General features: G+C 66.3%; 21 protein-coding genes and 1 pseudogene. 12 read left to right on the top strand and 10 right to left on the bottom strand.

The features are described from left to right. From BLP96_RS20350 to BLP96_RS10540, 6 genes and pseudogenes are all read right to left on the bottom strand, one after another. Positions 1-101 (bottom strand): annotated as a pseudogene (locus tag BLP96_RS20350) (universal stress protein); the annotation flags it as partial. Between the two features lies 1 nt (position 102). Continuing rightward, on the bottom strand, positions 103-1,593 hold the full coding sequence (locus BLP96_RS10560; RefSeq protein ID WP_089685892.1) for a SulP family inorganic anion transporter: 1,491 nt from the start codon (positions 1,591-1,593) through the stop codon (positions 103-105). A gap of 309 nt (positions 1,594-1,902) precedes the next feature. Further along, complete coding sequence (locus BLP96_RS10555) at positions 1,903-2,817, bottom strand: DMT family transporter (RefSeq protein WP_089685890.1); 915 nt, start codon at positions 2,815-2,817, stop codon at positions 1,903-1,905. A 58-nt stretch (positions 2,818-2,875) separates the two neighbouring features. After that, positions 2,876-3,667, bottom strand: a complete 792-nt coding sequence (locus BLP96_RS10550) for a slipin family protein (protein ID WP_089685888.1) — start codon at positions 3,665-3,667, stop codon at positions 2,876-2,878. Between the two features lie 57 nt (positions 3,668-3,724). Next, positions 3,725-5,191, bottom strand: coding sequence for an NfeD family protein (locus BLP96_RS10545; protein ID WP_089685886.1), 1,467 nt, complete (start codon positions 5,189-5,191; stop codon positions 3,725-3,727). Between the two features lie 185 nt (positions 5,192-5,376). Further along, positions 5,377-6,066, bottom strand: a complete 690-nt coding sequence (locus tag BLP96_RS10540) for a hypothetical protein (RefSeq protein WP_089685885.1) — start codon at positions 6,064-6,066, stop codon at positions 5,377-5,379. A 205-nt stretch (positions 6,067-6,271) separates the two neighbouring features. On the opposite strand from BLP96_RS10540, the gene BLP96_RS10535 reads away from it, so the two are divergent. Genes BLP96_RS10535 through BLP96_RS10520 form a run of 4 tightly spaced genes read left to right on the top strand, consistent with a single transcriptional unit; the run spans position 6,272 to position 10,948 of the window. Next, positions 6,272-7,360, top strand: a complete 1,089-nt coding sequence (locus BLP96_RS10535) for a phosphotransferase family protein (RefSeq protein ID WP_245682223.1) — start codon at positions 6,272-6,274, stop codon at positions 7,358-7,360. 1 nt (position 7,361) lies between these two features. After that, positions 7,362-8,588 carry an ABC transporter substrate-binding protein gene (locus tag BLP96_RS10530; RefSeq protein WP_089685883.1) on the top strand — a complete coding sequence of 409 codons (1,227 nt, stop codon included), beginning with the start codon at positions 7,362-7,364 and terminating at the stop codon, positions 8,586-8,588. 33 nt (positions 8,589-8,621) lie between these two features. Next, positions 8,622-10,319 (top strand): ABC transporter permease, encoded by a 1,698-nt coding sequence (locus BLP96_RS10525; protein WP_176761509.1) that lies wholly within the window; start codon positions 8,622-8,624, stop codon positions 10,317-10,319. Further along, complete coding sequence (locus BLP96_RS10520; protein ID WP_089685881.1) at positions 10,316-10,948, top strand: ATP-binding cassette domain-containing protein; 633 nt, start codon at positions 10,316-10,318, stop codon at positions 10,946-10,948. The genes BLP96_RS10525 and BLP96_RS10520 overlap by 4 nt, the downstream gene beginning before the upstream one ends. Before the next feature lie 99 nt (positions 10,949-11,047). Here the strand turns inward: BLP96_RS10520 and BLP96_RS10515 are convergent, their stop codons facing one another. Then, entirely contained in the window at positions 11,048-11,440 is a 393-nt protein-coding gene (locus tag BLP96_RS10515; RefSeq protein WP_089685880.1) for a hypothetical protein, read from the bottom strand. Between the two features lie 329 nt (positions 11,441-11,769). On the opposite strand from BLP96_RS10515, the gene BLP96_RS10510 reads away from it, so the two are divergent. From BLP96_RS10510 to BLP96_RS10495, 4 genes are read left to right on the top strand one after another with little or no spacing between them, the layout of a single operon-like run. Then, positions 11,770-12,459, top strand: coding sequence for a TIGR04283 family arsenosugar biosynthesis glycosyltransferase (locus tag BLP96_RS10510; protein ID WP_089685878.1), 690 nt, complete (start codon positions 11,770-11,772; stop codon positions 12,457-12,459). Continuing rightward, on the top strand, positions 12,449-13,093 hold the full coding sequence (locus tag BLP96_RS10505; protein ID WP_089685876.1) for a TIGR04282 family arsenosugar biosynthesis glycosyltransferase: 645 nt from the start codon (positions 12,449-12,451) through the stop codon (positions 13,091-13,093). Before BLP96_RS10510 ends, BLP96_RS10505 begins: the two co-directional genes overlap by 11 nt. Then, positions 13,087-13,710 carry a sigma-70 family RNA polymerase sigma factor gene (locus tag BLP96_RS10500; protein WP_245682222.1) on the top strand — a complete coding sequence of 208 codons (624 nt, stop codon included), beginning with the start codon at positions 13,087-13,089 and terminating at the stop codon, positions 13,708-13,710. Before BLP96_RS10505 ends, BLP96_RS10500 begins: the two co-directional genes overlap by 7 nt. Beyond that, positions 13,707-13,901 (top strand): zf-HC2 domain-containing protein, encoded by a 195-nt coding sequence (locus BLP96_RS10495; RefSeq protein WP_089685874.1) that lies wholly within the window; start codon positions 13,707-13,709, stop codon positions 13,899-13,901. Before BLP96_RS10500 ends, BLP96_RS10495 begins: the two co-directional genes overlap by 4 nt. Here the strand turns inward: BLP96_RS10495 and BLP96_RS10490 are convergent. From BLP96_RS10490 to BLP96_RS10480, 3 genes are all read right to left on the bottom strand, one after another. Beyond that, a complete protein-coding gene (locus BLP96_RS10490) occupies positions 13,865-14,437 on the bottom strand; it encodes a DinB family protein (protein WP_176761508.1) in 573 nt (190 codons plus the stop codon). The genes BLP96_RS10495 and BLP96_RS10490 overlap by 37 nt on opposite strands. An 88-nt stretch (positions 14,438-14,525) precedes the next feature. Beyond that, the gene (locus tag BLP96_RS10485) at positions 14,526-14,777 is read right to left on the bottom strand and encodes a hypothetical protein (RefSeq protein WP_143005096.1); all 252 of its coding nucleotides are present in this window, start codon (positions 14,775-14,777) and stop codon (positions 14,526-14,528) included. Between the two features lie 119 nt (positions 14,778-14,896). Continuing rightward, positions 14,897-17,251 carry a PqqD family peptide modification chaperone gene (locus BLP96_RS10480; protein ID WP_089685868.1) on the bottom strand — a complete coding sequence of 785 codons (2,355 nt, stop codon included), beginning with the start codon at positions 17,249-17,251 and terminating at the stop codon, positions 14,897-14,899. Positions 17,252-17,429: 178 nt separating this feature from the next. Here BLP96_RS10480 and BLP96_RS10475 point away from each other — a divergent pair, with 178 nt between their 5' ends. The 4 genes from BLP96_RS10475 (at position 17,430) to BLP96_RS10460 (ending at position 20,508) form a co-directional block, all read left to right on the top strand. Further along, positions 17,430-18,098: a DUF3047 domain-containing protein gene (locus tag BLP96_RS10475; protein WP_089685865.1), complete on the top strand. Its 669-nt coding sequence runs from the start codon at positions 17,430-17,432 to the stop codon at positions 18,096-18,098. 57 nt (positions 18,099-18,155) lie between these two features. Further along, on the top strand, positions 18,156-18,746 hold the full coding sequence (locus tag BLP96_RS10470; RefSeq protein ID WP_089685863.1) for a TetR/AcrR family transcriptional regulator: 591 nt from the start codon (positions 18,156-18,158) through the stop codon (positions 18,744-18,746). An 80-nt stretch (positions 18,747-18,826) separates the two neighbouring features. Next, complete coding sequence (locus BLP96_RS10465; protein WP_089685861.1) at positions 18,827-19,396, top strand: carboxymuconolactone decarboxylase family protein; 570 nt, start codon at positions 18,827-18,829, stop codon at positions 19,394-19,396. A gap of 155 nt (positions 19,397-19,551) precedes the next feature. Beyond that, positions 19,552-20,508: a sulfurtransferase gene (locus BLP96_RS10460; RefSeq protein WP_089685859.1), complete on the top strand. Its 957-nt coding sequence runs from the start codon at positions 19,552-19,554 to the stop codon at positions 20,506-20,508. Positions 20,509-20,516: the final 8 nt, after the last annotated feature.

Below are 20,516 nucleotides of genomic sequence, written 5' to 3'. Positions count from 1 at the left end.
GTCAGCGGCGCATCGAGCGCCAGACTGGCCCAGGCCGCGTAGTCGCACACCCCGGTGGAAAACTGCGAGCCGTCGATGGCGGCCATTACCTGTTCCGTCATGTCAGTGACCTCCCATCAGCTTTTCGACGGCCTCGGGGTCGTCATGCACCGCATAGCGGTCGACGATGGTGGCACTGGCCTCGTTGAGACCGATCATGTCCACCTCGGTACCTTCACGGCGGAACTTGATCACCACGCGGTCCAGCGCCTGCACGGCGGTGATGTCCCAGAAGTGCGCCCGCGACAGGTCGATGGTGACGGTCTCGACGGACTCCTTGAAGTCGAAGGCGGCGCCGAAACGCTCGGAGGAGGCGAAGAACACCTGCCCCACCACCGTGTATATACGGCGGCTGCCCTCTTCGGCTTCCTCGCTGCCGATGTAGAGGATGTTGCCCACCTTGTTGGCGAAGAACATGGCCGCCAGCAGCACGCCGACGAAGACGCCGATGGCCAGGTTGTGAGTGCCCACGGTGACCACCACCGTGGCCAGCATCACCAGATTGGTGCTCATCGGATGCTTCTTGAGGTCCTTGACGGAGCTCCAGCTGAAGGTGCCGATGGCCACCATGATCATCACCGCCACCAGCGCCGCCATGGGAATCTGCGACACCCAGTCGGCCAGGAAGACCACCATCAGCAGCAACGCCACGCCAGCAATCAGCGTCGACATCCGCCGCCGACCGCCCGACTTGATGTTGATCACCGACTGCCCGATCATCGCGCAGCCCGCCATGCCGCCCAGCAGGCCGGCGCCGATGTTGGCGATGCCCTGGCCCTTGCATTCGCGGTTCTTGTCGCTCCGAGTGTCGGTCAGGTCGTCGACGATGGTGGCGGTCATCATCGATTCCAGCAGGCCCACCACCGTGAGCATCAGCGAGGTGGGCAGGATGATCATCAGCGTCTCGAGGTTGAGCGGCACCTCCGGCCACAGGAAGACCGGCAGGCTGTCGGGCAGCTCGCCCATGTCGCCGACGCTTCTGATCTCCATGCCGGTGGCCATGTAGACGCCGGTGAGCACCACGATGCACACCAGCGGCGAGGGAATCGACTTGCCGATCACCGGCACGTAGGGGAAGCCGTAGATGATCGCCAGGCCAGCCAGCGTCATGGCATAGACGTGCCAGGTCACGCCGGTCAGCTCCGGCAGCTGGGCCATGAAGATGAGAATGGCGAGCGCATTGACGAACCCCGTGACCACCGAACGCGACACGAAGCGCATCAGATCGGCCAGCTTGAGATACCCGGCGAGGATCTGCAGCACCCCGGTTAGCAGGGTGGCGGCCAGCAGATACTCGAGGCCATGTTCCTTGACCAGGGTGATCATCAGCAGCGCCATGGCGCCGGTGGCCGCCGAGATCATCCCGGAACGTCCGCCGGTGAAGGCGATGATCACGCAAATGGCGAAGGAGGCGTAGAGGCCGACCTTGGGATCCACGCCGGCGATGATCGAGAAGGCGATCGCCTCGGGAATCAACGCCAGAGCGACGACGATGCCCGACAGGGTGTCGCCCTTGAGGTTGGAGAACCAACTCAGTTTCATTTTTTCGTACATGTAGCGGTCCAGTCAGGGGTGGTTATCGTGCCTTGCAAGGTCGGCGCCATGTCGCACGCGTGCCGGCCGAAGACCAGCGTCAGCGAATCGCCGGTCAGCCAAGGCATGGCAACCGGAGCGACGACGTAATGCCTGATTCCGACACCGGCGTGGCGTGGCGTCGCAAGGCGAAGAAGAGGAAGGTGCGCTAGGGCGGCGTGACCAGCCCGGCGGAAGGTATCGTCACGAGAAAAAGAATCCCTTGCTCAGTCATGGCGAAGCGGGTATGGACGAAAGTCTAAGCTCCGCTCCCGACAAGAGCGCGTGAGTCTAGCAAAGATCGTGCTGCGGCGCACCCTGGCGCAACCGGCGTTCCAGACGACGCTCGTAGAGCCCCTTGGCAACGAGCGTGCCGAGCACCAGAGCGCCACCGACGAATGCGATGGCCGCCGGACGCTCGCCGAGCAGCCACCACACCCAGAGCGTGCCCGCCACTACCTCCAGCAGCATCAGCAGCCCCACTTCGGCCGCCGGTAGATAGAGCGGCCCACGCTGGATCAGCGTGAAGCCCAGCGGCAGCAGTACCAGACACAACAACACCAGCCACACCAGGCTGTCGGCCGGCGGGAGCTGCAAGCCGCCGGTCAGGCTGCCGAACGCCGCCGCCACGCCCGCCACGATCAGGCCGGAAAGGGTCAGCATGGGGCTCATGTCGATGCCCGGCCGCGTGCGGCACAGGGTGAAGTTGGCGGCCAGGCCGGTGGCGGCCAGCAGAGCGAAGGCGTTGCCGATCCACGAGCCGGTACCGGCGTCGTCGAGCACGATCAGCGAGGTACCCAGCAGGCACAGCCCGATGGCCAGCCAGGTGCGCCAGGGCAGACGTTCGTGAAGGAACAGGCGCGACAGCAGCGCCGCGATCAGCGGCGCCCCGGCCAAGATCATCAGCACGTTGCCACCCTTGGTGTACTGGTTGCCAAGCACGAAGCCGAAGGTGGAGGCGCTGAACAGCAGCGCCACGCCGATGCCGGTCCAGCCGCAGCGCCGGTAGGCGGCCAGGGTCTGGGCTCCGTTGCGTATCATCACGATGGCGATGAAGCCCAGCGCAGTGAGCAGCCCTCGCCACACCAGGACCTCGGCATCGGGCAGGCCGATCACCTTGATCAGCAAAGCATCGGGGGAAATGATCAGGGCACCGCCGCCGGTCATCAACAGACCCTGCTGACGGTGCGACAGCCAATGGCTCAAGGCGACCTCGCATTCCGTAGGATCGCCTCAGGGTGCCACACCCGGGTTGCCTCGCCCATCAGGTACCGTCATCACTCGCCTTGGGTGACGGCTTGCCAACCTTGCCGGCACGCATGTCGCGGAATGCTTCCATCAGATCGATGGGCAGCGGAACGACGATGGTGGAAGCATTCTTGTTGCTCATGTCGCTCATCGTCTGCAGGTAGCGCAGCTGCAAAGCGGCAGAATTCTCGGACATGACGTTGGCCGCCTCGACCAGCTTCTGCGAGGCCTGCAGCTCGCCCTCGGCGTGGATCACCTTGGCACGCCGCTCACGCTCGGCCTCGGCCTGGCGCGCGATGGCGCGGATCATGCTTTCGTCGAGGTCGACGTGCTTGATCTCCACGTTGGCCACCTTGATGCCCCAGCCCTCCGCCGAGGCGTCGATGATCTCCTGAATGTCGTCGTTGAGCTTGTCGCGCTCGGAGAGCATCTCGTCGAGGTCGTGCTTGCCGAGCACCGAACGCAGCGTGGTCTGTGCCAGCTGGCTGGTGGCATTGACGAAGTGTTCCACCTGGATGATGGCCTTCTCCGGATCCACCACGCGGAAGTAGATCACCGCATTGACCTTGACGGTGACGTTGTCCTGAGAGATCACGTCCTGCTCCGGCACGTCCATGGTGATCACCCGCAGGTCGACCACTTCCATCTTCTGGATGCCGGGAATGACGATGATCAGCCCCGGCCCTTTCACCGCCTGAAAGCGACCGAGAAAGAACACCACGCCGCGCTTGTACTCGGGCAGAATGCGGATCGATGCCGCAATCAGCATGACGAGCAGTACGACGGGAACGAGATAGGAAATCATCATGGCTGCGTCTCCCTGTGAATCATGAACGGTCGGTCCAGTGGGCTAACCCGGCGTCGATCACTCATCGGCACGACGCTCGGCGTCATCCACGGGTTCGACATCGACGGTGAGGCCGTCGATGCCCACTACCCGCACGACCTGACCCCGTCGCAACGGATGAGAGCTGCGGGCGTTCCACCGCTCACCGTGCAGGCGCACGTGGCCCTGGCCCTCGAAATCCTCCAGGACCGTGGCCTCGCTGTCTGCCAGTTCCTCCTGACCGGTGCGTACCGGCCGGCGCCGCAGCCCGACGAAGCGGGTGACCGCCCACAGCATCAGACCGGCTGCCAGCAGCGCCACGCCGCCGATCAGCGGCAGAGAAATGCTCAAGTTGTCTGCGTCCATCAGTATCACCGATCCGAACACGAAGGCAGCGATGCCGCCGATGCCGAGAATGCCGAAACTGGGCATCAGTGCTTCGCCGACGATCAGCGCCAGCCCCACCAGGATCAGCGCCAGCCCGGCATAGTTGACCGGCAGCACCTGGAAGGCGAACAGCGCCAGCAGCAGGCAGATGATGCCGATGGTGCCGGGCACCAGACTGCCCGGATTGGACAGCTCGAAGATCAACCCGTAGAAGCCGATGATCATCAGGAAGTAGGCGACGTTGGGGTTGGTGATCACCGACAGCAATTGGGTGCGCCAGTCGGGATCGAAGCGCTCGAGCGTCAGCCCGGCGGTATCCAGCGTGCGCTCGCCGCGCTCCATCACCACCGTGCGGCCGTCGATCCGTTCGAGCAGATCGTCGATGTCGCGGGCCACCACATCGATGACGTTTCTCTCCAGCGCCTCGCTGGCGGTGAGGTTGACCGCCTCGCGCACCGCCTGCTCGGCCCAGTCGGCATTGCGACCGTGGCGTTCGGCCAGCGAGCGTATGTAGGAGACGGCGTCTTCCAGCACCTTGCGCTCCATGGCCGTCTCACCGCGGCGAGGTTGGTCTTCGGCCGCATCACCGTCTTCCGGCTCGGCAGCTTCGTCGTCGCCGTTCGCCGGTTGATCCTCGGTGGATTCGTCGCCACCCTCCTCCTCACCGCCTCCCAGGCCGGGCAGGCCACCGCCGCCCATCTGCACCGGCGTCGCCGATCCCAGATGCGTGGCTGGCGCCATGGCCGCCACGTGGCTGCCATAGAGCAGGTAAGTGCCGGCGCTGGCAGCCCGCGCGCCGCTCGGCGAGACGTAGATCGCCACGGGCACGCTGGCGTTCAGCATGGCGGTGATCATGTCACGCATGGACGCATCCAGGCCCCCCGGCGTATCCATTTCCACCACCACCAGTTCGGCATCACGCTCGGCGGCCCGCGCCAAACCGCGCTTGAAGTAGTCGCTGGTGGCCGGACCGATGGCTCCCTCCACGGTCATCGCCAGAACCACACGCTCATTCTGCTGGGCATGGCTCTGCCAGGCCGCGAATCCGCCCAGCGCCAGGCACAGCAGGCTGAGAAGCAGCAACAGGCGGTGACGGACACTGCCTTCACGTGCGCTCATGATGCCCTGTCCTCCCATGGAGACCGCCCGAACCGGGGCCCTTGCCAACTGACAACCGCGAACACCGGCTGGTTCAGCTTATTCTTATTCCAGCCTAGCAGGCCGTCGACATTACCGCCGACCGACACCAGCGACAAAAAACCCGGTGCCAGTGACACCGGGAAGCGGGCAACCGCCCAGGAGGTTCAAAGGTCGTGCGGCTCACCGGCGAAGCGTTTCTGCACTTCGACCATGTAGGCGGCCAACGACGCCAATTCCTCGCTGCCCCAGGCCAAGGGTTCGGCTTCCATGGGAGCGACCATGCAGATCTGGATCATCTCGTCGGCATGCACCTGGTCCATGCCGAACTGATTGCTGGCCATCGCAACCTCATGGGGGAAGGGCCGTTCGAAGGTATCGTTGTAGCCCATGTCGTTGCCATCGCTGCCATGACAGCTGGCACAAGCAAGGCCGTTACTGCTCAACGAGGTGTCGTAGTAGAGCGCTTCGCCGCGCGCGAGCAGCTCGGCCTCATTGCTGCCGGTTTCCTCATAGCCGGGGCTATAGCCAGCGGGACGTGCCACATCGGCACTCGAGCTGCCTTCTGTCTCTCCGTCTGCTTCACCCTCGGCTTCTGCTTCTGCTCCGCCCTCGGCCTCACCTTCTGCCTCGGCTTCACCTTCGCCAGCCCCTTCTGCCTCCGCTTCGGCGCCGCCTTCGGCATGATTGCTGGCCAACAGCAGGGACTCTGCGCCGAGCGGAGCCATCGCCGTGTCACCGGCCGTGGCCTGCGGGGCCGTTCCCCCTGCCACCAGGAGCAGGGCGGGCGCGGTATAGGCAACCCGTCGGCTCAAGCGTCCCACCAGCTTGCGACGTTTGTCGTCATGATATGACATAGTGGTTCTCCTCCATGGCTCCCAAGGGGTCGTTGGGATTCTCGATGACGGCCAGGGTCATGGTCACCGCTGCCGCTCAGCGGTATCCCTTGGTAGGCGATGGCCGGCGAAACCTTACAGGCACGGCAATGGACTCACCCTGTAAGGAATGCCTTGTGGATACGACTCTCATCACACCCAAGCTGGCAAACCACTCGAGGAGCCCATGACGGAGACCGCCACCCATGCCGATGCCATGACGCGTGACGACCTCTGCAACCGATTGGAGCAGGCCCTGGCCGCACAGGGATATCGCAAGGACGTTCGGGGAATGGCACTGATGGCCGACACCGGCCTGGCGCACCACCACCTGTGGCTCGCCCGCGGCGGCGACGACTGGGTGGCGCGACTGCCCAAGCAGAGCCAACTGGGCCTGGATGCCCATACCAACCTGAACTACCAGGCCGCCTGCTTCGAACGCGCCGGTCGCTGCGGCCATGCCCCGGCACTGCACGGCCTGCTCACACCCTCGGCGGCACTGCCCCGCGGCGGCCTGCTGGTCAGTGCCGTGCGCGGTCGCGCCGCTCGATTGCCCGACGACTTGCCGGCCATCGCCGAGGCGCTGGCCGCCCTGCACGACCTACCGCTACCGCCACGCGATGAGCGCGCTCCGCTAATGGCGCCGGCCGACCCTTGGGCCGCCATGCGCGAGGAAGTCGAGGCCCAGGCCGAGTTCCTCGGCAAGGCCGAGCTTTCACCGGCCGTGGTCTCGGCGATCGAGGACGAGCTGGCCGCGCTGCCGCCCCGACTTGGCGAGTGCGAAGCGGCCCAACCACGCCTGATCAGTTTCGACGCCCATCCCGGCAACTTCCTGATCCGCGACGACGGCAGCGCCGTGCTCGTCGACCTGGAGAAGTGCCGCTACGGGCTGCCGGGCTTCGATCTGGCACATGCCAGCCTCTACACCTCCACCACCTGGGACGTCACCAGTCACGCCGTGCTGAGCGTCGATCAGGTAGCCGCCTTCTATCGTCGCTGGATGAGCGATACCGGCCTTTCCGACGCCACGACCCTGCTCGCCTGCCGTCGCGCCATGTGGCTCTGGTCGCTCACCTGGTGTGCCAAGTGGCGTGCCAGCCATCGCCGCTCCCGCGATGCCGAGGCTCGCGGCGAGGACTGGTCCGCCGAGCTCAGCGATGCCGCACTGATCGCCCATGTGCGCGACCGGGTCGAGCATTACCTGTCGCTCGCCACCATCGATCACGTCCGGCGCGAGTTCGACGCGCTGGCCAACGCTCTGGAAAAGGACACCTGACATGCCCCGCCTGCTTGCCACCTCCACCCTGTCTCGTGCCGCCCTGCTGGCCGGCCTCGTGCTGGCCATGCCTGCGGTTGCCAGCCCCGATCTCGACGATTGGAACGCCGTGCGCGACGCGGCACGCGGCCAGACGGTCTACTGGAACGCCTGGGGCGGCGACACGCGCACCAACGACTACATCGACTGGGTGGCCGAACGCATGGCCGAGGAGCACGACATCGACGTGGTGCACGTCAAGGTCGACGACACCAGCACTGCCGTCTCCCGCGTGCTGGCCGAGAAGTCGGCGGGCAACGTCACCGACGGCAGCATCGACCTCATCTGGATCAACGGCGAGAACTTCGCGGCCATGAAGGAGCACGACCTGCTCTACGGCCCCTTCGCCGAGGCACTGCCCCACTTCGCCCTGACGCGTCCGGACGCCAATCCGGAGATGGTCACCGACTTCACGCTGCCTACCGAAGGGTACGAGTCGCCCTGGGGCAAGGCGCAGATCACCTTCTACTACGACAGCGAGGAAGTCGCGACGCCACCGGCCAGCATCGAGGCGCTGCTCGACTGGGCCGAAGCCCACCCCGGGCGCTTCACCTACCCGCGGATTCCCGACTTCACCGGCAGCACTTTTCTCAAGCAGGCCCTGATCGCCCTGACCGACGAGCGCGAGGCCCTCTATGCGCCGGTCGCGGAGAGCGACTTCGAGGCGGTAACGGCCCCGCTGTGGGACTACCTCGACGCCCTCCACCCCCACCTGTGGCGCAGCGGGCGCCAGTTCCCAAGCTCAGGGCCGGAGCTGCGCAGCCTGATGGGCGACGGCGAACTGGCGCTGGCCTTCACCTTCTACCCCTCGGAGCCGGCTGCCGCCGTGGCGGACTACGAACTCCCGGAGAGCACGCGCAGCTACGTGCTGGACGAAGGCACCCTGGGCAACGTGCACTTCGTGGCGATTCCCTTCAACTCCCCCCACAAGGCCGGCGCCCTGGTGCTGGCCGACTTCCTGCTCTCACCGAAGGCCCAAGCCCACAAGCAGGATATCGACGTGTGGGGCGACCGCACCGTGCTCGACGTTGCCCATCTGGACGCAGACACCCAGGCGCTGTTCGAGGTCGATGACAGCAACCCGGCCATGCTGCCCGCCGACGCGCTGCAGAAGACATTGCCCGAACCGCACCCCAGCTGGATGACGGCCCTGCAGGACGCTTGGCTGGAACGCTACGTCGACGAATGACCGAGCCCGCCAACGCCGACATGCACTGACGCCATGCTGCTGCGCCTGACTCCCGCGCTGATCGTCACCCTGCTGGTCGGGCCCATCGTGGCCGGCGTGGGCATGGTGCTGCTGCCGGCGTTCGGCTACCTGCCGGCGCTGGGCGGCGATGCCCTGAGCCTGGCGCCGTGGCGAGCGCTTTTCGCCCAGCCGGGTCTGGCGCATTCCGTGGCAGTGAGTCTTACCAGCGGCCTGGTCACCACCGCGGTATCGCTGGCGATCGTGCTGCTGTTCCTGGCCGGCACCTCGGGCTCGCGGCTCGACCGCTGGCTGCGCCGCCTGGTATCGCCGCTGCTGTCGGTACCGCATGCCGCGGCGGCCTTTGGCCTGGCCTTTCTGATCGCCCCCTCGGGGCTGGTGGCGCGCCTGCTGTCGCCCGGCATCACCGGCTGGGAGCGACCGCCCGACTGGCTCATCGTTCAGGATCCCTGGGGGCTTTCGCTGATGGCGGGGCTGATTATCAAGGAGATTCCCTTCCTGTTGCTGATGAGCCTGGCCGCCCTGCCCCAGCTCGAAGTGCCGCGGCGCGTGGCCATGGCCCGCTCGCTGGGCTACCGCCCCACCCTGGCGTGGCTCAAGGTCGTCGCCCCGGCGCTGTATCCGTTGATCCGCCTGCCCGTCTACGCGGTCATCGCCTTCGCCTCCTCGGTGGTGGACGTGGCAATGATCCTCGGTCCCACCTTGCCGCCGACGCTTGCCGTATCGATTCTCGAGTGGTTCAACGACCCCGATCTCTCCCACCGCTTTCTCGCCTCTGCAGGCGCCGTGCTGCAGCTCGGCGTGACCCTGGCGGCTCTCGCCGGCTGGTGGGGGCTGGAGTGTCTGGCCAGGCGGCTGGGACGGCGCTGGATCGACGCTGGCCAACGTCGGCGCGGCGAAGGTTGTCTGCGGCGAATCGGCAAGAGTGCCATGCTGGCGACCACGCTCGCTGCCGGGCTTGGCCTCATCGGCCTGGCCCTCTACTCTGTGGCCGGTTTCTGGCGCTTCCCCGATGCCCTGCCCGACACGCTGACGCCCCAGCACTGGCTCGGCACGCTGCCCTCGCTGGGCGGGCCGGTGAGCACCACCCTCATCATCGCGGCCAGCGCCACATTGCTCGCCCTGCTGCTCGCCCTGGCGGCGCTGGAGAACGAGCAACGCAGCGGCAAGTACCCTGCCGAAGGGCGACTGCTCTCAGCCCTGTCGCTGCTCTATCTGCCGCTGATCGTGCCGCAGATCGCCTTTCTGTTCGGCCTGGTAGTGCTGCTGGAGAGTCTGGAGGCGCGGGCACGGATGGCACTGGTGATCTTCGGCCACTTGCTGTTCGTGCTGCCCTACGTCTTCCTGTCGCTGGCCGAGGCCTATCGCCGCTTCGATCCGCGCTGGTCGCAGCTCGCCCGAACCCTGGGCCGCTCCCCCAACGCCACCTTTTGGCGGATACGCCTGCCCATGCTGTTGGCGCCGGTACTCACTGCTGCGGCAGTTGGCCTGGCGATCAGCATCGGCCAGTATCTACCCACCCACCTGCTCGGCGCCGGACGCATCACCACCGTGACCACCGAGGCCGTGTCGCTGGCCTCCGGCGCCAACCGCCGGGTGATCGGTGTGTGGGCACTGGTCCAGGCCAGTCTGCCGCTGCTGGGTTTCGTGATTGCCATCGGCGTGCCCCGCCTGCTCTGGGCACGCCGCCGCGGATTGCAAGGAGCGCCATGACTTCCCATCGCCTCGACCTGGAGAACGTCGACATCCGCATCGACGGTCAGCCGCTGGTTGCGCTCGATGCCACCATCGGTCCCGGCGAGGTGCTCACCGTGATGGGCCCGTCGGGTTCCGGCAAGTCGACCCTGCTGTCCTTTCTGGCGGGATTTCTCGACTCGGCCTTCGAGGCCAGAGGACGTGTCGCTCTGGATGGCCGGGACATCACCGTCCTGCCCGCCGAAGAGCGCGGCATCGGCCTGCTGTTCCAGGACCCGTTGCTCTTTCCGCACCTTTCGGTGGCCGGCAACCTGCGCTTCGGCATGCCGCGCCATACGCCCGACAAGTCACGGCGTATCGCCCAGGCGCTCGACGACGTGGGCCTCGAGGGTTTCGGCGACCGCGACCCGGCGACACTCTCCGGCGGGCAGAAGGCAAGAGTCGCACTGATGCGCCTGCTGCTCTCGGAACCCCGTGCGGTCCTGCTCGACGAGCCCTTTTCCAAGCTCGATACGCATCTGCGCCAGGAGATGCGCGAACTGGTGTTCGACCATCTGCACCAGGCCGGACTGCCCAGCCTGCTGGTCACCCACGACCGCGACGACGCCGCAGCGGCAGGTGGGCGACTGATAGAGCTCGCAGACTGAATGCCGCACCAACACAGTTGCCCGATGCGCCCACCTCGCCACGAAAAGGCCAGGCATCGCCTGGCCATAAAGAGTAAGGATGTCAACCAGCCGCTAGCATCAGTGCATGCTCGTTCTCAGTCGGAAAAAACCTCTGTCATCACCTCCCAGATGCTGACCATGCACTTCCAGAACGTAACGTCCTGGCTGAAGGGTGCGAACGAGTGTGAAATTGTCCCCGCGGCGCGCGGACTCCGCCACGACATTGCCTCTCTCGTCGCGCAGCACGGCGCGCAGCCGGGCATCGTAAAAACCAGCCGGCAGCAGTTCGCTGTCGATTCTCACCTCAGCCGGGTCATCGAGTTGCAACTGGTATCGGTAGGTGCCGCCCACGTACTGGGAGGGCGAGTTGCCTACCATGAGTTGGTAATCTCTTGCCATGGCCTGGCCTGTCACACCGGACAATAGCGCCATCGCCAGCACGGCGATCACCCTCCTGGCCATGCCGTTCATGATGTGTCTCCTATGAGATGTACTGTTTGAGAGCTGACCGACCTGGGCGGAAACGCCACAGCAATGTCTCCGCCCATTCGAAGCATAATCCATGTATGAGCGTGCCTATGCGCCTCAGGTAATAATATTTGCTGCTATTGTCCTCGCTTTCGGGATCAAGCCGTCAGCAGCGTGCCGCCATCGGCCCGGCCGCGCGAGCCACGGTCTCGATGCGAGGACGCTCGCTTCGCCTTTGCCGCCGACGAGCGAGGGATCCGCCTCACGCGGCGATGTAAGCTAATGGCTTGCCGACCGACTCAGCATCGCCATGCCAGAGGAGATCGCGTCTCGTGCACCATCCGTCATTGAGCATCGTCATCCCTTCCCTTAACGAGGCAGAGGGCATCGAGGCCACGCTCACCGCCCTGCTCGGCCTGTGGGGTTGCGGCGTGGAAATCGTCGTGGTCGACGGCGGCAGCGAAGACGCCACGGTAGCGCTGGCTCGCCCCCTGGCCTCGCAGGTGATCGAATCCCCTCCCGGTCGGGCGCGACAGATGAATGCCGGCGCCCGTGCCAGCCATGGCGAGCGCCTGCTGTTCCTGCATGCCGATACCCGGCTGCCCAAGCGGGCCGACCGACGGGTGGAACGAGCCCTGGCCGGATCGCACTGCTGGGGGCGCTTCGACGTGCGCCTGGCCGGCCGTCACCCTCTGCTGCCGATCATCGCTTTCGCCATGAACCGGCGCTCGCGGCTGACCGGCATCGCCACCGGCGATCAGGCGCTGTTCATGACCCGCGAGGCTTACGAGGCCGTGAGCGGCTTTCCCGAGCAGCCGCTGATGGAGGACATCGCCATGTCGCAGCGACTCAAGCGCCTGTCGCGACCCGCCTGCCTGCGCGCCAGGGTCACCACCTCGGGGCGACGCTGGGAACGGTACGGCGCCTGGCGCACCATCCGGCTGATGTGGCGACTGCGCTGGCGCTACTGGCGCGGCGAAACGCCGGAAACTCTGGCGCGCGAGTATCGCCATGTCCGCTGATCGAGGCCCCTTTCCACTGGCCATACTGGCCAAGGCGCCGCTGCCCGGCCGGGTCAAGACACGGCTGATCCCGTCAATGGATGCCGAGGCCGCCGCCGGCCTGCACGAACGCCTGCTGCGCCACACCCTCGAGCAGGCTCTCCAGGCCACCCCGGCGCCATGCATCACGCTGTGGACGGCGCTGAATCATGCCCATCCGCTTTTCCATGAGCTGGTCAGCCGCCACGGCATCGCGCGGAAAGCGCAACCCGAGGGCGACCTCGGCCAGCGCATGCATCATGCCCTGGCCGCCATCAGCGGGCCGGGGCTGATCGTCGGCAGCGACTGTCCCGTGCTCACTCCTACTCTGCTACGGAGCTGCTGGCAGGCACTGGCGACTGCCGACGTCGTCTGCCTGCCCGCCGAGGATGGCGGCTACGCCCTGATCGGCGCGCGCCGCGCCGAACCGCGACTGTTCGACGGCATCGACTGGGGGACGGACCGAGTCATGGCCCAGACGCGCCAGCGAATCGAGACGCTGGGCTGGCGACTGGCCTGCCCCGCCATGGTGTGGGACGTGGACCGCCCCGAGGACGTCGAGCGTTGGCAGCGCGAGGAGCGCCTTGCCGAAGAACCGAGAGGTCCGGCATGCTGACGCTCACCGCCCACTGGGAAGGAGCGCCCACCGTGTCTACAGAGCCACTGGACGACCGCATGCAGCGCCTGAGTGCCGTACGCCCGCGCCTGCTCTCCTTTGCGCGCCTTCACCTGCGCGACAACGCCCAGGCCGAGGATGCCGTGCAGGATGCCCTGGAGGCCGCCATTACCAAGGGCGATAGTTTCGAAGGGCGTTCCGGCTACGAAACCTGGGTATTCGGCATTCTCAAGTACAAGATTCTCGATCTGATGCGAGCCCAGAAACGCCAGGGTCAGTGGCAACCGCTGGAGGACGAGAACGACGACGACGCCATCGACCGCCTGTTCCAGCAGAACGGCCGCTGGCACGAGGCATCGCGCCCGGCCAGTTGGGGCGAGCCCGAGGCGGTGTTCGAGAATGAGCGCTTCTGGCAAGTGTTCGATGCCTGCATGATCAGCCTGCCCGACAGCGCCGCACGCGTCTTTTCGCTACGCGAACTGATGGGGCTCTCCACCGACGATATCTGCCGGGAGCTCGACATCAAGGAAAACAACTGCTGGGTCATCCTGCACCGCGCTCGTCTGCGACTGCGCGCCTGCATCGAAAAGGGCTGGCTGACGGAGGAACGCGCATGATGATGTGCCGCCGCGCCACACAGCTGATGTCACAACGACTCGACCGGCCACTCACCTGGCGGGAGCGCCTGTCGCTGCGCTTCCATCTGGCGATGTGCGGCCCATGCAGCGAGTGCAATCGGCAGTTCGAACTGCTGCATGACGCCGGGCGACGCTATGCGCCGGAAACGCAAGACCAAGACGACGTCTGACGCTGCCAGTGACGAAGAGTGGAAGGATGCACCCCGAACGCCTCGGGCAGTGCATGGCCGCGCTGCTCGGCCAGCAGGCCGATGATCGCCATGTGGTGAACGGTATGGCTGGTCAGGAAGGCCAACTCGCGCCCCAGGCTGGTGGTCATCTCCAGGTCAAGCCGCTGCGTATCGACCGGATAGCGAAGGCTCCATGCCTGGTCGATATCTGCATCGGCAAGCTCGGTCAGTCCCGCCATGATGGCCTCGATGCGACGAACCGCCAGACGCGGCGAGCCTTCGAGGTCGGCCTCGCGGCGACGTCGCTCGTAATCCAGGACGTTGCCAACGGCACGCCCCGCCAGCAGCGCCTCGTAGTGATCGATGATGTGGCGCACGTGCTTGCCCAGCGTATGGCGCCCATCGGCCCCGGCGGGAAGCGCATAGTCTTCGGCGTCGAGGCGCGCGACGAGTTCGCACAGCTGGGACAGCGCCTGCCGGTTCTCGTCGATGAGCCACGCCACGGCAGGTGCTGGTGAAGCGTTGGAAACGGGCATCGCAGTCTCCTCGTCGTTGTCGGGTGATGCAGCAGGCGGGAAGCCGGTTTGCCCGGCTCCCGCCATAGGGGAAGGGGAATGCCTGGCTTCAGCCTTCGGCTTCGGCCTCTCCTTCACCTTCGCCTTCTCCTTCGGCTTCACCCTCTCCTTCGGCGCCACCTTCCGCGAGCATCAAGGGCGCTTCCTGGCCGCTGGTGTAGACGGGTTCCTGCGGTGCATCGCTGGCTACCGCCTGGAAGGCCGCGCCGCTGGCAGCCAGTACCAGGGCGGGTGCCGTATAGCCCAGCTGACGGCTGAGACGACTCAGCAAGCTGCGGCGTTTCTCGTCGTGCAGTGTCATGATCATGACCTCCATGATGACGAATGAACGACATGCCGGGGCATGTCGAGTGAACCGCGGTGCCGGCACCCTGCCGGCACCGCGGGCTGCATCGCCGTGGCGATGCCATGCCTGAGCGGTTAGCCGGCGACCTTGACCGGGCCGTCGCTGTCACTGGCCTTCTTTGTCAGCCAATTCTCGACGTTCCCGGCGGCCGCGCCCTCAACCGGCGGCGCCACCGAGGCGCAGGCAGTGCCCGCGAGCCAGTCATGCAGGGCAGCGACGGCTGCCGCGGACAACGGCGACGCGTCGGCGGTGACGATGCGCGGCAGGAGAGCGCCGAGCGCATCCAGCGCCGACTGCGCCCGGGGCGTCCGCGCGCCCGAGCCGGTCTGCCACAATACACCGACGATGGGTATCGCTGGCGGTAGGCTGGCGGAAGGCCGCCCTGCCTCCATCGACAGCGGCAATCCCAACGGCTCTGCCTGAAGCGACGCGTCGCCCTGCCAAGCCAGGCGCACGCCGCGAGTGAACGTGCCGTCTGCGGGAACGGGCCACGACGCCGGCTCTGACGCGTCACCGTCCAGGCACAGTACCCCGCGGCCCTCGGCATCGATCCACAGGCCGGCATCGACCACCGGCCGTGCGGCGTCGGCCAGACCGCGCATCAGCCAAGCGATCAACGTCGGCCCGAGCTTCGCCAGCGTGAGCCGGGTCGCCAATACCCGGTCATTCTCGACCAGGGTGTAGCCGGCCGGGTCGCTCAACACGCGCAGCGCCGGTGTGGCCGCGTCTTCGTCGAGCGGCATCAGGCTCTCGCCGAACCAGCGCGCCAGACGCGCTTGCGCCGAGCCGCTGGCAATTCGCAGCACCCACTCCCGGCCTGCCAGGGCCAGCCGATAGACGCCACCGGACACCGCCGTTACGGCCGGCGCTTCGGGCACCGGTTCGGCGTCGCTGGCGGGCCGGGCTTCACCCTGCTGACACAGCAGACCTTCCCGACACCATTCACCCAAGGTGGCCCATACCTCGTTGCGTGCCTTATCCGGCTCCACGGTCGTGCCGCTCGCTGCCTCGACGAGCGCTTCGGCAATGGCCTCCGGGGCCACTCCCTCGGTGGCCAGCAACCAGATCAGCGCCGCCGTGTCATTGGGGCGGTAGTAATGACCGGTGCGAGTCGCGTAGAGCGCCAGCCGGTCGTCCTCGACCAGCTCCGCCACCTGACGACGCTGCAGGTGCGGCTGGGGAAGCGGCGCTCCCGCCACGGCCTCGGCCAGGCGCAGGTCGGCAAGACTCGGCAGCGAAAAGTAGGGGAGATAGCGCATCGGCTGTGTCGCCGGCAGTAGTCGCTCGAAGCCCCCCGCGCGGGCATGCTCCGCCTCGGCCTCGGCCATCAGCAGCCCGGAATCCGAGCTGGCAGCGGCCACGGGGTCGGCGGCATCACCGGGAATGTCGACCAGCCTGACGAGATCGTGCACCAAGCCGCCTTTCACGGCCTCCTCCACGCGCCCCCCGCTCTCCGGTGCGGCACAGATGCCCAGCGACGGGCTGAGATTGCACTCGAGAATCCACGGCTTCAGGGTGTCGTCCACCAGGCAGTCGAGACCCAGCAGCTCGTAGCAGCCGCGCGGGTCGGCCCCGGCACGGTCGGTGCGGCGACGCATGGCGTCGACGCCGGCAATGGCGGTGAGCGCCACCAGATCGTCGAGGCGCGAGAACAGCCGGTCGGCGTCGTGGCCTCGATCGAGCAGCCAGCCGCGGTAGCGATCCAGGTCGATGAATTCCACCGGCACCTCGGCGCGGTCGTTCAAGGCGTTGATATCGGGGTTGGTCAACTGGCTGTAGGGATTGTCGGCATCCTCGGGATCCCAGGGCTCCGAGGCCAGCTTGGCGAAGCCCTGGCGATAGCGATAGACGCGCAGCGGCTCGAGGGAGGCGATCAGCACGTAGAGACGCAGCACGTACTTGTGCCCCCGGATGGTATGGGGGTTGGCCAGATACTCCTGCACCAGCCAATCCGGAGCCAGGGGCGCCTCGGCCACGTCGCGCAGCACGCGCACGCCCTTGCCCTTGGAAGCGTTAGTGGGCTTGAGAATCCATCGGCGCGTCGGATCGGCCTCGGCCGCCGCCTGCAACGCATGGTAATCGCCCGGCATCACGTAGGCACGCGGGAAGAAGTCGAGGCGACGAGCCAACTCGCTGTCGGCACCGTGAGCGTCGTGAATGCGCTCGCGCAGCGTCGCCAGGCTGTCATGCAGCCGGCTCTTGACCGTCAGTGCGGCGTTACCGGGAAAGTGGTTGATCTTGCGACGTGGCGAAACGCGACGGAACTGGGCGGGTTCGGGCATGCCGGTGACCCAGGCGGTATCCCAGTCACGTTCGTCTCCCGGCTGCCAACCGCGAGGCTCCAGCGCCTCACGAAAGAAACGATCCTGCTCGGCATCGCGTCTACCGGATAACCAGAAACGCCGCCCAGGGGCGCGCTGTTCGCTCATGGCCGAAACCTCCTGTCAGGCTGTCGTTTGTCATTGTCGTGGCATTCGGTCGGTCGCGCCGGTTTTTTCCTTACACTGCCGTTGTCAGTGCGCCGGTATCGACTGACACGGGTAAGGTCAATCGCCTCATGACCACCAAGGTAGAAACCTCCCTTTCAACTATCGAGAAGCGTCGACCATGTCCCCATCGCCTCGCCTCCTGCGCCCTCTCGCCCTGCTCACCGTCGTCATCGGTCTGCCGGCTCACGGCAACGACCTGACCTTCGCTCCCCAGGACATCCTCGACTGGCCGACGCGCTCGTTCGAGGGAGAAACCGCCTACCGCCTCGTCGAGCGCGACGCAAGCCAGGTGCTCGAAGCCCGCGCACGCCAGCAAGCCTCGGCGAAGTACCTGGAGCGCGAGATCGATCTCGACGCCACGCCTTACCTGCACTGGTGCTGGAAAGTCTCGAACGTTCACGAGGGGCTCGACGAGACCACCAAGAGCGGAGACGACTACCCGGCACGGGTCTACGTGGCGCGCAAGACGGGGCTACTGCCCTGGCAGGTGCAGTCGATCAACTACGTATGGGCCTCCGCCCAGCCGGCCGGCAGCGACTGGCCCAACGCCTTCACCGAGCGCGCTCACCTGCTGGCACTGCAAAGCGGCGAGGCACGAGTCGGCGAATGGGTGGCGGAAGTGCGCCACGTGGCTGACGACTACCGCCAGCTTTTCGACAGCGCCGCGGACCGCATCGACGGCCTGGCACTGATGAGCGACGGCGACAACGCCGGCGTCGACGCCACGGCCTGGTTCGCCCAGTTGGGTTTTTCGGCCTCGCCCGAACCGCCCGAATGCCCGTCTTGATCGCGGCCGATCGAGCCGGCCCTTGAATTATGGAACGATCGGTACTAGATTCAGGGCATGACACGCGGACGCCCTCTTGCCTTCGATCCCGACCGAGCCATCAACGCCGCGATGGAGACCTTCTGGTCACACGGCTACCAGGCCACCTCGATGCGTGAGTTGCTCGACGCCATGGCCATCTCGCGCAGCAGCCTCTATCAGGCGTTCGGCAGCAAGGAGCAGCTCTTTCTGGAAGCGCTGCGCCGCTATCGGGACGGCCTGATGTCGCGGCTGCACCGTCAGCTCGACACCGCCCCCAGCGGCCTGGCCTTCGTGGAGGGGTTGTTTCGCGAAACCGGCGCCTGTGCGGGAACCGAACGTGCCGCACTGGGATGTCTGATCTTCAACTCGGCCAGTGAGCTAGGGCAACGCGAAGGTCTCCCTTCCCAGCATGCCGCGCAGAGCGTGGCCGCCATCACCGAGCTGTTCTATCAAGCGGTGTCGAGGGCGCAAGCCGAGGGGGACGTCGCCGCCGATCGCGACGCCCGGGCGCTGGCCCACTACCTGACGCTGGGCATGGCCGGGCTGAGAACGCTGCTCAAGAGCGGTATCGCCCCGGCGCAGGCCGAGCAAACCGTGGAACTGCTGCTGCAAACGCTGCGCCAATGAGGCCACTTTTTTTTGCCTTTTATGAACCATTCATTCCATAAAGGGTGCAAAGCACTCGCCATCAACGAGGAGACGACACCATGTCAGCGGAATATCAACTGAAACTCGCCCCGCAAACCCTGGAAACGGCCGATGCCAAGGCCAAGCCCCTGCTCGAGCAGGCCAACGCCAAGCTCGGTTTCGTGCCCAACATGTACCAAGGCATGGCCAAGGCCCCGGGCGTGCTGGACACCTACCTTCACGGCTACGACCTCTTTCGCCAGGACTCCGGCTTCACGCCCCCCGAGCAGGAAGTGGTGTTCTTGACCATCAGCCATCTCAACGGCTGCAGCTACTGCATGTCCGCCCACAGCATGCTCGCCGACAAGATGTCCCAGGTGCCGGCCGACGTACTCGAGGCAATCCGTGCGGGAAAGGCGATTCCCGACGAACGCCTGGCCGCACTCAGCGAATTCACCCGGGTGATGTTCGAGACTCGCGGCAAGCCCGGCCAGGCCGACGTGGAAGCCTTCCTGGCGGCCGGCTTCGAGGAACGGCAAGTGCTGCAGATCGTGCTGGCCCTGGCGGTCAAGACGCTCTCCAACTATTCCAATCACCTCAACCATCCCGAGCTGGACGACGCCTTCGCCGGCCACGCCTGGCAGGGCTGAGGGTTGCCGGAAACACCGGCATCGGGCATACCGGTGCCGGTTCTTTATTCCTTGGCGGAATGTTAGCGACAGAAAGGATTCTTGCCGGTGCATTGCCCTGTCGAGCGAGGCAGGCCTAGCATCGTGTTACCCCTGACGAAGGAGGTTCGCACCCCATGAAATACCACCTGTTACTGGCGGCCGGCGGCCTGGCCTTTGCCGGCCCGGCCCTGGCCATGCACCCCAGCCCGCTGGTCGAAGCCGACTGGCTCGAGGAGCAACTGGGCAACGACGACCTGGTGGTGCTGGACGTGCGCTCCAGCATCGACGACGGCGGCGACCGAGACGCCTTCGAGGCGGCGCGCATCCCCGGCAGCCGCTACAGCAGCTATACCGACGACGGCTGGCGCGAAGAGCGCGACGGCGTCGCTGGCCTGATGCCCGCCGTCGACGACCTCAAGACGCTGATCGGCGGGCTGGGCATCGACAACGGCGACACCGTGGTCGTGGTATCCGCCGGCACCGGCCCCACCGACTTCGGCAGTGCCGCCCGGGTCTACTGGACCTTCAAGGCGCTGGGCCACGACGAGGTGACGGTGCTCAACGGCGGCTTTGCCGGCTGGGAGGCACAGGGCCACGAGATCGCCAGCGGGGCGGCGGAGCCCCCAATGGCCGCCGATTTCGAAGGCGATCTGCGCGAGGCATTACTGGCCACCACGGAAGACGTGGAGGCAGCCCGCGAGGCCGGCGAACAGCTGGTCGACGCCCGACCGCCGGCCTTCTTCGCTGGCGAGACCCAATCGCCTGCGGCACGCGTCCCCGGCACCATCCCGGGCTCGGTCAACCTGCCCCACGACGGCGCACTGGTGGAACGCGACGGCGCCTACTATCTGGAGCCCGAAACGCTGAAAGCGAACATCGAGGCGCTGGGACTGGACCCGGAGGCCCCCACCGTGGCCTTCTGCAACACCGGTCACTGGGCCGCCAGCGGCTGGTTCCAGCTCAGCGAGGTGGGCGGCATGGACAACGCCACCATGTACGACGGCTCCATGGCCGCCTGGACTCGGGACGACGCCCGTCCCATTCAGCTGGCCGAGCGGGGCACCGTCACCGTCGGCGATCTGGCCGAGTGATCGACGTT

This window comes from Billgrantia gudaonensis, from assembly GCF_900100195.1.
Lineage (GTDB): Bacteria > Pseudomonadota > Gammaproteobacteria > Pseudomonadales > Halomonadaceae > Halomonas > Halomonas gudaonensis.
The sequence above is the reverse complement of the archived record's forward strand: the minus strand, read 5'-3'. Positions and strand labels throughout refer to the sequence as shown.

Coding starts and splice junctions, on each gene's coding strand:
- BLP96_RS10560 (WP_089685892.1), bottom strand. CDS start 1,593: ATGTACGAAAAAATGAAACTGAGTTGGTTCTCCAACCTCAAGGGCGAC.
- BLP96_RS10550 (WP_089685888.1), bottom strand. CDS start 3,667: ATGATGATTTCCTATCTCGTTCCCGTCGTACTGCTCGTCATGCTGATT.
- BLP96_RS10545 (WP_089685886.1), bottom strand. CDS start 5,191: ATGAGCGCACGTGAAGGCAGTGTCCGTCACCGCCTGTTGCTGCTTCTC.
- BLP96_RS10540 (WP_089685885.1), bottom strand. CDS start 6,066: ATGTCATATCATGACGACAAACGTCGCAAGCTGGTGGGACGCTTGAGC.
- BLP96_RS10535 (WP_245682223.1), top strand. CDS start 6,272: ATGACGGAGACCGCCACCCATGCCGATGCCATGACGCGTGACGACCTC.
- BLP96_RS10530 (WP_089685883.1), top strand. CDS start 7,362: ATGCCCCGCCTGCTTGCCACCTCCACCCTGTCTCGTGCCGCCCTGCTG.
- BLP96_RS10525 (WP_176761509.1), top strand. CDS start 8,622: ATGCTGCTGCGCCTGACTCCCGCGCTGATCGTCACCCTGCTGGTCGGG.
- BLP96_RS10520 (WP_089685881.1), top strand. CDS start 10,316: ATGACTTCCCATCGCCTCGACCTGGAGAACGTCGACATCCGCATCGAC.
- BLP96_RS10515 (WP_089685880.1), bottom strand. CDS start 11,440: ATGAACGGCATGGCCAGGAGGGTGATCGCCGTGCTGGCGATGGCGCTA.
- BLP96_RS10505 (WP_089685876.1), top strand. CDS start 12,449: ATGTCCGCTGATCGAGGCCCCTTTCCACTGGCCATACTGGCCAAGGCG.
- BLP96_RS10500 (WP_245682222.1), top strand. CDS start 13,087: ATGCTGACGCTCACCGCCCACTGGGAAGGAGCGCCCACCGTGTCTACA.
- BLP96_RS10495 (WP_089685874.1), top strand. CDS start 13,707: ATGATGATGTGCCGCCGCGCCACACAGCTGATGTCACAACGACTCGAC.
- BLP96_RS10490 (WP_176761508.1), bottom strand. CDS start 14,437: ATGCCCGTTTCCAACGCTTCACCAGCACCTGCCGTGGCGTGGCTCATC.
- BLP96_RS10485 (WP_143005096.1), bottom strand. CDS start 14,777: ATGACACTGCACGACGAGAAACGCCGCAGCTTGCTGAGTCGTCTCAGC.
- BLP96_RS10480 (WP_089685868.1), bottom strand. CDS start 17,251: ATGAGCGAACAGCGCGCCCCTGGGCGGCGTTTCTGGTTATCCGGTAGA.
- BLP96_RS10475 (WP_089685865.1), top strand. CDS start 17,430: ATGTCCCCATCGCCTCGCCTCCTGCGCCCTCTCGCCCTGCTCACCGTC.
- BLP96_RS10470 (WP_089685863.1), top strand. CDS start 18,156: ATGACACGCGGACGCCCTCTTGCCTTCGATCCCGACCGAGCCATCAAC.
- BLP96_RS10465 (WP_089685861.1), top strand. CDS start 18,827: ATGTCAGCGGAATATCAACTGAAACTCGCCCCGCAAACCCTGGAAACG.
- BLP96_RS10460 (WP_089685859.1), top strand. CDS start 19,552: ATGAAATACCACCTGTTACTGGCGGCCGGCGGCCTGGCCTTTGCCGGC.